This window comes from Nocardiopsis lucentensis DSM 44048 (assembly GCF_000341125.1).
GTDB lineage: Bacteria > Actinomycetota > Actinomycetes > Streptosporangiales > Streptosporangiaceae > Nocardiopsis > Nocardiopsis lucentensis.
The window spans coordinates 1-11,275 of sequence record NZ_ANBC01000216.1 but is presented as its reverse complement, the minus strand read 5'-3'; the positions used below and the strand labels follow the sequence as shown (position 1 = coordinate 11,275).

The 11,275-nt window shown below is 70.9% G+C and carries 15 protein-coding genes; 8 read left to right on the top strand and 7 right to left on the bottom strand.

From position 1 onward, the window contains the following. Nucleotides 1–233, top strand: a 233-nt coding sequence (locus tag D471_RS41280; protein WP_206538925.1) for a hypothetical protein, incomplete at its 5' end; no start/stop codon positions are given. On the opposite strand, the gene D471_RS0107270 is transcribed toward D471_RS41280, so the two are convergent. Then, complete coding sequence (locus D471_RS0107270) at nucleotides 219–980, bottom strand: MBL fold metallo-hydrolase (RefSeq protein ID WP_017598001.1); 762 nt, start codon at nucleotides 978–980, stop codon at nucleotides 219–221. The genes D471_RS41280 and D471_RS0107270 overlap by 15 nt on opposite strands. Before the next feature lie 211 nt (nucleotides 981–1,191). Between D471_RS0107270 and D471_RS0107265 the strand changes: the two genes are divergently transcribed. The 4 genes from D471_RS0107265 to D471_RS0107250 all read left to right on the top strand — a co-directional run bounded on the left by D471_RS0107265 (nucleotide 1,192) and on the right by D471_RS0107250 (nucleotide 4,536). Next, nucleotides 1,192–1,611, top strand: a complete 420-nt coding sequence (locus tag D471_RS0107265; RefSeq protein WP_017598000.1) for a YciI family protein — start codon at nucleotides 1,192–1,194, stop codon at nucleotides 1,609–1,611. Between the two features lie 15 nt (nucleotides 1,612–1,626). After that, complete coding sequence (locus D471_RS0107260) at nucleotides 1,627–2,913, top strand: RNA polymerase sigma factor (RefSeq protein WP_017597999.1); 1,287 nt, start codon at nucleotides 1,627–1,629, stop codon at nucleotides 2,911–2,913. A 57-nt stretch (nucleotides 2,914–2,970) separates the two neighbouring features. Further along, nucleotides 2,971–3,417, top strand: coding sequence for a hypothetical protein (locus tag D471_RS0107255; protein ID WP_017597998.1), 447 nt, complete (start codon nucleotides 2,971–2,973; stop codon nucleotides 3,415–3,417). Between the two features lie 231 nt (nucleotides 3,418–3,648). Next, nucleotides 3,649–4,536, top strand: coding sequence for an SPFH domain-containing protein (locus tag D471_RS0107250; protein ID WP_017597997.1), 888 nt, complete (start codon nucleotides 3,649–3,651; stop codon nucleotides 4,534–4,536). Nucleotides 4,537–4,725: 189 nt separating this feature from the next. Here D471_RS0107250 and D471_RS33350 read toward each other — a convergent pair whose 3' ends face one another. Next, nucleotides 4,726–4,917, bottom strand: coding sequence for a DUF397 domain-containing protein (locus tag D471_RS33350; protein ID WP_017597996.1), 192 nt, complete (start codon nucleotides 4,915–4,917; stop codon nucleotides 4,726–4,728). A 4-nt stretch (nucleotides 4,918–4,921) separates the two neighbouring features. Then, nucleotides 4,922–5,776, bottom strand: a complete 855-nt coding sequence (locus tag D471_RS0107240) for a helix-turn-helix domain-containing protein (RefSeq protein WP_017597995.1) — start codon at nucleotides 5,774–5,776, stop codon at nucleotides 4,922–4,924. A gap of 202 nt (nucleotides 5,777–5,978) precedes the next feature. On the opposite strand from D471_RS0107240, the gene D471_RS0107235 reads away from it, so the two are divergent. The 3 genes from D471_RS0107235 (at nucleotide 5,979) to D471_RS0107225 (ending at nucleotide 7,472) form a co-directional block, all read left to right on the top strand. Further along, nucleotides 5,979–6,485 carry an ATP-binding protein gene (locus tag D471_RS0107235; RefSeq protein WP_026127495.1) on the top strand — a complete coding sequence of 169 codons (507 nt, stop codon included), beginning with the start codon at nucleotides 5,979–5,981 and terminating at the stop codon, nucleotides 6,483–6,485. Further along, on the top strand, nucleotides 6,482–6,892 hold the full coding sequence (locus D471_RS0107230; RefSeq protein WP_017597993.1) for a hypothetical protein: 411 nt from the start codon (nucleotides 6,482–6,484) through the stop codon (nucleotides 6,890–6,892). The genes D471_RS0107235 and D471_RS0107230 overlap by 4 nt, the downstream gene beginning before the upstream one ends. A 202-nt stretch (nucleotides 6,893–7,094) precedes the next feature. Beyond that, entirely contained in the window at nucleotides 7,095–7,472 is a 378-nt protein-coding gene (locus D471_RS0107225) for a DUF1330 domain-containing protein (protein WP_017597992.1), read from the top strand. A gap of 72 nt (nucleotides 7,473–7,544) precedes the next feature. Here D471_RS0107225 and D471_RS0107220 read toward each other — a convergent pair whose 3' ends face one another. The 4 genes from D471_RS0107220 to D471_RS0107205 form a co-directional block, all read right to left on the bottom strand. Beyond that, nucleotides 7,545–8,657 carry a vanadium-dependent haloperoxidase gene (locus D471_RS0107220; protein WP_017597991.1) on the bottom strand — a complete coding sequence of 371 codons (1,113 nt, stop codon included), beginning with the start codon at nucleotides 8,655–8,657 and terminating at the stop codon, nucleotides 7,545–7,547. Nucleotides 8,658–9,319: 662 nt separating this feature from the next. After that, the gene (locus D471_RS0107215; RefSeq protein WP_017597990.1) at nucleotides 9,320–10,297 is read right to left on the bottom strand and encodes an NAD(P)-dependent alcohol dehydrogenase; all 978 of its coding nucleotides are present in this window, start codon (nucleotides 10,295–10,297) and stop codon (nucleotides 9,320–9,322) included. 3 nt (nucleotides 10,298–10,300) lie between these two features. Further along, nucleotides 10,301–10,570: a hypothetical protein gene (locus D471_RS0107210; RefSeq protein ID WP_017597989.1), complete on the bottom strand. Its 270-nt coding sequence runs from the start codon at nucleotides 10,568–10,570 to the stop codon at nucleotides 10,301–10,303. Beyond that, nucleotides 10,570–10,920 (bottom strand): ArsR/SmtB family transcription factor, encoded by a 351-nt coding sequence (locus D471_RS0107205; RefSeq protein ID WP_017597988.1) that lies wholly within the window; start codon nucleotides 10,918–10,920, stop codon nucleotides 10,570–10,572. Before D471_RS0107205 ends, D471_RS0107210 begins: the two co-directional genes overlap by 1 nt. Nucleotides 10,921–11,275: the final 355 nt, after the last annotated feature.

The following is an 11,275-nucleotide window of genomic DNA, read 5'->3' as shown; positions in this document are numbered from 1 at the left end:
GATCCACCGCCGCTCACGTTCGGCGTCGGTGTACACGCGCGCGGCGGGTCCCGGACCGCTCCGGCCGGGTCACCCGTACCCGCGGACCGGCCCAGCCGACTGCCTGGGGGGCGCTCCGGGCGGCCGGTGCCGAATCCGCGATCCCCCGGATCAGCGAGGCCGGTGGCGTGCTCGGCGCCGTCACGCGCTCCGTCCTGGACCGCGACCGCCGCCCCCTCTCACCAGGTCCGTGAGGCGTTGACCCGGGCCGCGGCGACCGCCTCGGCCATGGGCACGCGCGTGAGCGGCCCGTGCCCGGGCAGCAGGAGATCGGCGTCCAGCCCGGCGACCGTGTCGAGCGCGGCCAGCATCCGGTCGCGGTCGTGGTGGAAGAGCGACGGGAGCGGCTGGGGCCCGGTGAGGCGGGAGATCGCGTGGCCGGTGCACAGGGTGTCCCCGGTGACCACCGCGCCCGCCGACGGCAGGTGGTAGCAGTTGTGTCCGGAGGTGTGACCGTAGGTCGGCACCGGCACCGGGCGCCCCGGCAGGTCCAGCGGCCCCTCGTCCGGGAAGGGGAGTGCGCGCACGGGCTCCCTGCTGGTGCCGCCCGACCTCAGGACGTGCAGGGTCCACGAGGCCACGCCGGGACGCCACAGGTGGGACAGGATCGTGGCGGGGGTGACCTGCTCGAGGTACTCACGGGCGGCGTGCGGCACCTCGCGGGCGTCCGCGTACACGGGGGTGCCGTACCTCGCGGTGAAGCGGGGCAGAGAGCCGATGTGGTCGACGTGGGCGTGCGTGACGAGGACGCCGCGCACGTCCTCGGGACGGTGGCCGATATGGCGGATCGACCCCTCCACGGCGTCGGCGTCGCCTGGATAGCCCGCGTCGATGAGCGTGAGGTCGTCGCCCTCCTCGAGGATCACCCAGTTGACGTGGGCTCCACCGACGAAGTAGACGCCGTCCGCGGCCTTGACGACACCCTCCGGTCGTGCTGACACGTTCTCCCCGCCTCCGGTTCCGGCAGCTCTGGCCGGGGCGCGCGGCCCCGCCGCGAACGTAGCAGTGCCGCCCCCGCCGGGAAAGGTCTTCGGACGTCACGGAGACTCGCGGAAAAAGCTCGGCGGCCGTGTCGATCCGCGTTGCCCCGGTTCGACCTACGGATGAGAGGGTTCCACGCAGGAGCCCGGACATCCCAGGGAGTACAGAGCCATGAAGTACATGCTGATCATGCGCGCGACGGACGAGGCCATGGAGAACATGGGGGACGTCGACTTCGACACGATGCTGGAGACGGTCGGCAGGTTCAACGACGAACTGATCCGCGCCGGTGTCCTGCTCGCCGCGGAGGGCCTCGCCGACCCCTCCGAGGGCGTGGTCGTCGACACCTCCTCGGAGCCCCCGGTGGTCACCGACGGCCCGTACGGGGAGACCAAGGAGCTGTTCGGCGGGTTCTACCTCCTCAACGTGGCCTCCAAGGAGGAGGCCGTGGAGTGGGCCAAGCGGATCCCGATCGCCGGTCCCGGTTTCAAGACCGAGATCCGCCGGGTCACCACGATCGACGAGTTCCCGCAGGACAACGAGTGGATCAAGAAGGAGCGGGCGTGGCGCGAGGCCACGGGCCAGCTCTGAGCGGACGGACGGGACATGGGTGACCCCACGGGACGCGAGGCCGTCGCCGCCGTCTGGCGGATCGAGTCCGCACGGATCGTCGGCGCTCTGACGCGCTACACCGGGGACTTCGCGCTGGCCGAGGACCTGGCCCAGGAGGCGCTGGCCGAGGCCCTGGTGACCTGGCCGCGCGAGGGAGTGCCCCGCAACCCCGCGGGGTGGTTGCTGACCGTCGGGCGGCGGCGCGCGATCGACGCGTTCCGTCGGCGCGCCGCCCGCGACGAGCGCTACGCCGCCCTCGCCCGGGATCTGGACGAGGGCGGCATCGCCTCGGGCACGGTGCCCGCCGAAGCGGCCGGGGAGGACCGGGACGTGCTGTGGGACCCGGACCGGATCGACGACGACGTGCTCGCGCTGATGTTCACCGCTTGCCACCCGGTGCTGTCGCGGGAGGCGCGCGTGGCGCTCACGCTGCGGGTGGTGGGTGGTCTGACCAGTGACGAGATCGCTCGGGCGTTCCTGATCCCGACCGCGACGGTGCAGGCCCGGATCACCCGGGCGAAGAAGACCCTCGGGGCGGCGCGGGTGCCGTTCGGTCCGCCGTCGGCCCAGGAGCGCGCCGGGCGGTTGAACTCGGTGCTCAACGTGGTCTACGTGATCTTCACCGAGGGGTCCTCGGCGAGCTCCGGCGACGAGCTGATCCGGTTCGACCTGGCGTCCGAGGCCCTGCGCCTGGCCAGGGTGCTGTCCCGGCTGGTCCCGGACGAGCCGGAGGCGCACGGTCTGCTCGCGCTGCTGGAGCTGACGGCGGCGCGCTTCCCGGCCCGCACGGACGCGGACGGTCGGCCGGTGCTGCTGGAGGACCAGGACCGGCGCCGGTGGGACCGGTCAGCGATCGGCCGGGGGCGCGCCGCCCTGGCGCGCGCGGAGGGCTGCGGTCGGGGCCTGGGCGCGTACGGGTTGCAGGCGGCGATCGCCGAGTGCCACGCGGTCGCCTCCTCGGTCGGGGAGACCGACTGGGAGCGGATCGTGCTCGTCTACGAGGCGCTGGGGAGGATCGCGCCGTCGCCGGTGGTCGACCTCAACCGGGCGGTGGCGGTGTCCATGGCCCGGGGACCGGCCGCGGCGCTGCCGATCGTGGACGGACTGGCGGAGGCCGGGGCCCTGGCGAAGACCCACCTGCTGCCGACCGTGCGCGGGGAGCTGCTCACCCGGATGGGGCGGACCGAGGAGGCCCGCGCCGAGCTGGAACGAGCGGTGCGGCTGTGCGGCAACGAGCGGGAGCGGGGCGTCCTGGAGGGCAAGATCACCGACCTCGGATGACGCGGGTGGGGTCGGCCGTTCCCCGGGGCTGTCCCCACAGCCGGGCAGAATCCACCCATGGTGATGTGCGACTACTTCTCCGCGACCGGTGACGAGGAGGCCGTCGGCGTGCTCGACGAACCCGGCGGCCCGGACCCGGCGGTGTTCGACGTGCTGCCGCTCAAGGGGATCGACCCGGTGGTCGTCATGGCACGGCTGGAGGCGATCGTGACGGGCCGCGACCACGACGAGGCGTCCGCCCGCCCGCGCTCCGGGGAGCTGCTGTCGGACCCGGGGCACGGGAGCGCCTTCGTCGTGAGCGTGTCCGACAGTCTCCGGCGGGCGCTGGCCTCCGCCTCCGACGAGCGGCTGGCCGAGGCGGCCATGTCGTGGGCGGATTCGGAGGAGCTCCGCGACGGTCCGACCTCGGCCGACGACCTGCTCGCGGCGCTTCGTCTACTGGCGGGTCTGGCACGCCGCGCCGACCGGGAGAACAGACGTCTGTACTGCTGGTGGGCCTTGTAGCGGCGCGGCCGTCATCACCCGGCGCGATCGGGGGCGGGCACCGGATCGGCACGATCCCGAGAATCGGGGAACCACCGGCGGCTCCGTTCCCTCCCAGTTCATGTGGCGACTCACGTGGTCGCCGCGGTCGCCCCGGTCCCCACCGGTCACAGCCGCACCAGGCGTGGGACCGGCGCGGATCCGGCGAACCCCGGACCATCACCGATCGCATCCCCCAAGGAGCACCAGCCAGTGAAACGCCCCCGTACCGTCGCCGCGACCGTGACCGCCGCGATCAGCGCGGCAGCCCTCGGCCTGACCGCCTGTTCGACCTCCGTGAACCCCGACGAGGTGGCGCTGGAGTACAACGCCGGAGCCTTCTCGTCCACCGAGTTCGACCAGTGCGTGGACCCCGGCAACCGCGAGTACTACGGCCCCGGCGACCGGATGTTCGTCTACCCGGGCGGCCAGCGCACGTTCACCTTCTCCGGTGCCGAGAGCGCCGAGATGGCCACCTCCACGGCCGTCTCCTCCGACGACCTGGAACTCCAGGTCACCGGCCTGGTGACCTTCGCCCTCAACCCGGACTGTGAGACGCTCCGGCTGTTCCACGAACAGATCGGCCTCAAGTACGAGGCGCACGAGGACGCGGGGTGGAACGAGATGCTGCGTGACTACATCGGGCAGCCGCTCAACCGGGCGATCGACGACGCCACCAAGGAGTACACATGGCGCGAGCTCTACACCGACCCCGACGCCAAGTCCGAGTGGGAGCGCCGGGTGGGCGAACTGACCGCCGACTACATCGCCGAGCAGGGCGGCGGGGCGTTCTTCATCTCGCCGACGTTCGTGCTCGGCGAGGAGGAGGAACCGGGTGACCCGCAGCTGACCCTCCAGCAGCCGACCCCGCCCGAGGAGGTGCGCGACGCGCTCACCGCCGCCCAGGAGGCGGTCGAGCAGACCCGCGCCCAGGAGTCCGAGAACGAGCGCGTCGCGACCGAACTGGAGGCGATCGAGGCGCTGGTCGAGGTGCTCGGCCCCGAGGGCTACATCCTGTACGAGGCGATGAAGAACGGCGACATCGACCTGTTCCCGGTCCCGGCGGGCGGCAACGTCAACATCACCCCGCCGGGGAACTGACGGCATGGACGAGAGCATTCCCCGGGACGTCGCCGCCGCCCTGGACACCCTGCTGACCGCGGACGATCCGCTCCATGCCGGGCTGCGCGGACAGCTTCCCCACCTGAGGGTGTGCAATCGCTGTTCGTGCGGCTGGAAGGCACGAACCGCCAAGAGCCGAGGGGCGGTGCCGACCGCCCCTCGGCCCCGCTACTTGGCGGCGTCGAGGAAGGCCTGCCACTCCCCCGCCCCGAAGACGAGTGCGCCCAGGTCGCGATGCTTAGTGTCCCGGACGGCGGTCCCGGACGGCCAGTCGGCGACCTCCACGCACGCGGCCTCACTCTGGGAGTAACTGGACTTGCGGAATCGCGTGTTCGACGGAATGGGGCGTGATGTGTCCACAGCGTCAGTCCTTGTCTTGGGTGTGGTCCCTGGCGATGCGCTCCAGCAACGCCAGGGTGGGTTTGCCGTCGTCGAGCGCCGCGGCACGGAGCCGGTTGAAGACGTCCGCGTAGTGCTCGACGTTCTCCGTACTGGACATGAACATGTGGGATGACGGTCCTTGAAGGTAGACCGTCAGCAGTCCGTGGTGTTCGACTCTCAGGATGGAGAACGAGGCCAACGTCAGCGCGGCGTGCGCGCCAGCGCTGAAGGGCAGCGCCTGTAGGGTCACGGTCGGTCGGTGGGCGAGTTCGATGAGGTGCTCTAGCTGCGCGGCCATGAGGCTCGCACTACCGATGCGCTGTCGCAGCGCGGCCTCAGCGACGATCATCCACACGTTCGGGGGCGAAGGACGGCTCAGCACTTCCTGACGCGTGAGCCGAACCTGGATCTCCCTGTCGAGATCGCTGTCCGGACGCATGGTCGCCTCGATGACGGCGCGTGCGTAGTCCTCCGTCTGCGCCAGCCCAGGAATCAACTGGGACTGGTACATCTCGATCGAGGTCGCCTGCGCCTCGATGTTGGCGTAGGAACGGTAGCTGCGCTCCAGGTCGTAGGGCTGCCACCGATCCGGTTCTCGGGCCTGCTTACGCAATGCCAGCAACCGGTCCAGCTCCTCGGGTGCCTCGTAGAGCGTGAGCAGACGTTCGATGGACGCCGCTCCCGGTACGGCCCCTCCGTCTCCTGGGGTCTCCCAACGCGCGAGGCTGCTGGCAGCCGTGCGCATGGCCTTCACGACATCCCCGAACTTCCGGTCTCCACGCAGTCTGCGCAGTTCCTGTGCCAGCTGCCACTGGGCGAGTGTCGGGTTGTCAGCCATCTCTTGATGATGCCCTTCCACTCAATCTGGACAAAATTCGCTACTTCCAAAAGCTACTTGCAAATGCTTGTAGCGAAGAGTTTACTGAGACCTGGGACACCTTGTGACAGGTGTCCCAGCCACGAAGAAGCTCCGGCGGGTGTTCTCAGCACCCCCGGAGCGCGGTCAGCAGCCCATTCCCCATACGCAGGGAGCCACCGACATGTCCGTTGTACCGCAGACACCCACCCCCGCCTATCCGGGGCGGCGCTGGGCGGCCCGCACCTACCCGGGTCTGCCGTCCATAAACGCCCGGATGCGCGCCGACCTCCGATCCGACCTCGCCACCCTGGCCGGGATCTCACCCGACCTGACCGACGACGTCGTCCTGTGCGCCAGCGAGGCGTTCGCCAACGCGGTCGACCACTCGCGCTCCGGCCACCCGGGCGGACGGGTCATGCGCTTCCTGTCCACACCCGTCGTGACCGGGCACGAGACCATTCTTCGCCTGTCGGTCATCGACGACGGACCCGAGTACGCCCCGCGCATTCCCGCTCCGCGCACCCCGCACGACTGTCCGTTGGCCGAGCGTGGCCGGGGCCTGCTGCTCATCCACCGCCTGGCCACCGAGTGGGGAACCGCGCGAGCCGTGGACGCCCCGAACGGCTCCCTCCTGTCCACCGCCCTCTGGGCCGAGTTCGCCTACCCGAGCACGGAGGCGGAGCGATGACCGACACCGACCGGATACGGGCGGTCCTCGGCGCCCCGCGCGGCCGTCGGTTCACTCGACCCGTGGCCACCACGACGACTGCCACCGCCGACCGGCACCGGATCCTCCTGGAGGAGATGCGCGACAACCCCCGCGTCCGCTACCGGCAGCGGCACGGCGTCCTCCCCGCCTGGATGGACGAACCCCGTCGACGCCCGACGAACCCCCCGGCACCGGTCCCGGTCCCCCGCCCGCGCACGGCACCCGACGACGACCCCCGCCCCCAAAACCCCAAGCGTCCGCCCCTCCCCCGCCGACGCAGTCGCCACCGCAAACCTCCCAGACGCCTCCTCCCCCTCCTGACACTCCATGCCCTCACCGCCCTGGCCGGAGCAGGCGCGTACCACCTGGTCATGAGCCTGCCCTGAGGCCCGCCAACACGGGGGCCGCGCCGGGACCCGATCTCCGGCACGGCCCCGGAACGCGGACGCCGGACGGGGCGGCCCCTGGGACACCCATGCATACCGACCGGGCGGTTTGCCCCATGGGAGCGCTTCACCTAGGGTGCTGGCACCCCCCGGTTCCCGGCGCACGCCCCCTGGCGCGGCCGGTCACGAGAAGGAGTCACCGATGGCAGTCGACCCCTCAGGAACCACCCTGTCCGCAGCGCTGTCCGAGGTCCCGGACGGCCCCGTCGTCATGCTCAACCTGTTGCGCTTCGCCCCGGACGGCCGTTCCTCGTACGAGGAGTACTCGCATCGTGCGGGCCGCTTCCTGAGGAAGTACGGAGCCGAACTGCTCTACGCGGGCGACGGCACGACGCCCCTGGTCGCCGAGGACGGCCAGGACTGGGACGCGGTGCTGCTCGTGCGCTACCCCAGCCGCGAGGCGTTCGGCCGCATGGTCGCCGACCCCGGGTACCAGGAGATCACGCACCTGCGCGCCCGCGCCCTGAGCGAGGCCGTCCTCCAGCCGACCGTTCCGTGGACGTCCGGCCGCGACGCGTGACCCGGTGGCCTCCGACGGCCGCGCCGCGCCGGAGCCCGGCGCGGCCGTCGCCCGCCTCGGAGCGGAGCCCGGTCAGTCCAGGGCGCGAACGACGTGTTCGGCCACCTCGTACCCGTGTTCCAGGGAGCGCTCGTTGGTCAGCCGGTAGTGGCATCCCGCGTAGAGGCGGCTGTCGGCCACCTCCTGGGCCGCCGCGGTGATGCTCGGCAGGTGGCGGGTCACCCCCACGGCGTGCGGATCGTCGGTCGTGGCCCTGTAGTCGAGATCAGCGGTGCCGAAGTGGTGGGAGACCGCCCCCGCCCAGGCCCCCGCCACGGACGCGTGGCCGGACAGGTAGGAGGGGTGGTTCGGGGCGAAGTGCCGGCCCCGGGTGTCGGCGGACAACGGCCGCCAGTCCGGATCGGGCGAGGTCCGGTAGTTGCCGTCCGTGTCCGCCATCCGGATGGCGTGGTGGGGACGCCAGTGGTCCACCTCCGTCTCGAACTTGGCGTCCCACGCCGTGATGACCACGTCCGCGATCGCCACCGCGTGGAGGGTGAACAGCCGGGCGGTCTCGAAGGTGGTGGCGTACGGCCGGTGCGCCCGGACCAGGATGCCCGTGTGCTCGTACAACTGGCCCAGCTTGTAGGTGCCGTCCAGATCGTTGGCCCAGAACCGGGCCATCTCGGTCTGGTCGGGCGTGCGCTCGGTCGAATCGGCGCCGCCGAGCGTCCGGACCAGCTCCACCTCCTCGGCGTAGAGCTCGCTGGCCAGGCGTTCCCTCGTGCTCTCGAACCCGCCCCACGGTTCCGGGCGCAACTGGGATCCGCGCCTCAGAACGAACGGCCGCACCCTGCCCCAGTGCGGCTCGATGACGGGGACGCCCGGGTTCGGCCGCCAGTGTCCCGGTTCGAGGACCGGAACGTATTCGACGGTCCGGTTCCAGCCGTCGTCCCTCCGGTGGCGGAGCATGGCCCGTGCGGTCCGCAGCCCGGCGCGCCGACCCAGGTCATGGTCCCGCGACCCCACACGGTAGGCCCCCCGGGCGACACGCAGGTCCTCGGAGAAGTCCAGTCGCGGGAAAAGGGCGTCCAGCGTCGTGTACGCCGCGTGGTCGATCGCCGGATCCAGTGCCCCCTCCCGGCCGCCGATGAGATCGCTCGTGTCCGTCAGGTAGAACTTTCCGCGGGACTCGACGGAACCCACGACATCGCCTATCGCCAAATTCATCATGGCCCCCGCCCGGGAGAGAGGACCCGGTCCGCCAGGGGTTTTCCGAAACGCACCGATGAGGACCTTGTTCCAGTAAAGGACATGGTCCGCAATTCGGATTTCCGCAGCCGCGTTCCCCGCCGCCGCAGGGAGGACAGTGGCACCGATCGCGGCTCCGGCCATCGCCTTGAGGCCGCTCCGCCTGGTGAATTCGGGCATGTCTCGCGATTCCCATCCATGGTCGCACGAATGTCTCTCGGACGTTCCTGACCGCGAATCGACGCGAGCACGGAGCACCCGAAGACACGGATTACTGATGCGCGCACCACTCCAATCCGCGATCTTCGGAAAGAGAAGGGCGACAATCTTTCACCTACCGATGTTTGACGCGATCATCACCCGCCTTTTTGACCCCGACGCCACCTCCGGAGAAGGCGATGATTCGATGGCATCCGATAGCCGGACATCACCGGGTCCGACCGCAACGGCCCCGTTCTCGCGCGTGATCCGCGACGACTCGACCACGGACGCCGCGGAGAGGCGCCGGCGAACGCTCACGTGTCGGCCGGCCCCGACCACCGGCTGAGGCCGGACACGGCGAGGGGCCACACCGGAACCCCGTCCGGCGCGGCCCCAGAACACCGCCGCCGGTCGGGTCAGGCCTCCTCGGACATCCGCAGGACGACCGCCCCCCTCTTGCGCCCGGAGTCGACGCGCCGGTGCGCCTCCACCGCCTGGTCGAGCGGGCAGCTCCGGTCGATGACGGGCCGGATCGTTCCGGCCTCGGCGAGCCCCCTGATCAGCACGAGGTCCCTGGCCTTGTCCGGAGCCGGTCTCAGCCCCGTGAGCGCGATGCTGGCCCTCTTCCGCCCGAGCCTCGTCCACATCGTCTGACCCATGATCGCCATGCTGGAGACGGTCGTGAGGTAGTGCCCGCCCACCCTGAGCGCACCGCGACAGCGGCCGAACGAGCTCTTGCCGACCGCGTCGAAGATGACGTCGTAGGCTTCCCGTGCCCGGGTGAAGTCCTCGACGGTGTGGTCGACCACCCGGCTGGCCCCCAGCGAGCGGACCAGGTCGGAGTTGGCGCCGCCGCACACCGCGGTGACCTCGGCTCCCATGTGCGCGGCCAGTTGGACCGCCGCGCTGCCGATGCTGCCCGAGGCGCCGTTGACGAGGATCGACTGACCTGCCCTCAGCCGGGCCGCGTCGCGCAGGAAGGGCAGCGCGGTCAGCGCCCCCTCGGACACGGCGACCGTCTCGGCGAACGTCAGTACGGCGGACTTGGCCACCACGGGCGAGTCCTGGGGAACACAGACGTACTCGGCGTGCGTGCCGAAGCTTCCGCTGAGTGCGAGGACCTCGTCGCCCGGGGCGAAGTCGCGCACGTTCTCGCCGACGGCCTCGACCCGCCCCGCGCAGTCCGCGCCGAGCGTGGGGTACTTCGGTCGGATCGGCCCGAAGGTCAGCCTGGCGGGCAGGGGTTCGCCCCGGCGGGCCGCCGAGTCCACAGCGGTGACCGTCGCCGCGTGGACCCGGATGAGCAACTCGTCGGACCTGGGGGTGGGTGTGGGGACCTCCTCCACGTTCAGCACGTCGGGAGGGCCGAAGGCACGGTGGACGACCGCTCTCATGCGCTACTCCACCGTCCGGAGGATCTGCTCGATGGAGGTGGCACGCGAACGCAGTTCGGCGACGTCGTTGGCCGTGCGCTGCTGAGCGTCGAGGGTGTTCTCGGCCAGCTGTTCGTACCGGTTCACGAGTTGGCGGAGGTCGTCGCGCTGTGCGGCCTCCAGCTTGGTCTTGCGCATGTCGAGGTAGGCGGCCATCGCGCCGCCGATGAGGATGGTCGCCATGATCAGCACGCCGAGCCCGAGAATGGCGCCCGGCCAGGTGGTGAAGTCCATCAGGACTGCTCCTTCGTGTGGGAACCCTTGCCCGGGTCCGCTGTGGTGAGGGTGGCGGCCGCCTCGGCCAGGGCCGACGGCGACAGTCGCACGTCGAAGTCGGTGACGTCGTAGTACTTCATGGCCTTGCCGTCGTCGGAGAGCTCCAGGGCCCCGACGATCAGTCCAGCCGCCTCCAGGCGTCGCAGGTGCATATGAAGGAGGGGGCGGCTGATGCCGATCTCGCGGGCGAGGCCGCTCACGTAGTTCCGGCGGGCGGCCAGCGACGCGATGATGCGCACACGCAGCGGATGGGACAGCGCCGCCAGCATGTCGACCAGCTCGTCGCCGGTGGGCGGTGATGCTGTCATCGCTCTCCTTCACCTGAAAGGTTTCTCTTACATATGAAAGTAGTGTCCGTCCCTTGGGAAAGCAAGACCTTCTCACCGGGATCGCCCGAAACCGGGGCGGGGGCGTCGCCGGACACGGGGCCGGGCGCCTCGCCCGATCCGCATCCGCCCGTGACCCGCGCTCGGGGCCAGGTCCATGGCCGACGTATCGGCCCCGAACACACGAGGGGCCGCACCGGAACCCGTCTTCCGGTGCGGCCCCTCGCCGGGTCAGCGCGCGATCAGGCCACGCGGTCGATGACCAGCGGCCGAGCCTCGTACTCCGCGTCCGCCTCGATCTCGAACGCGCCCTCCAGGGCCTCGGCCGCGCGGTCGA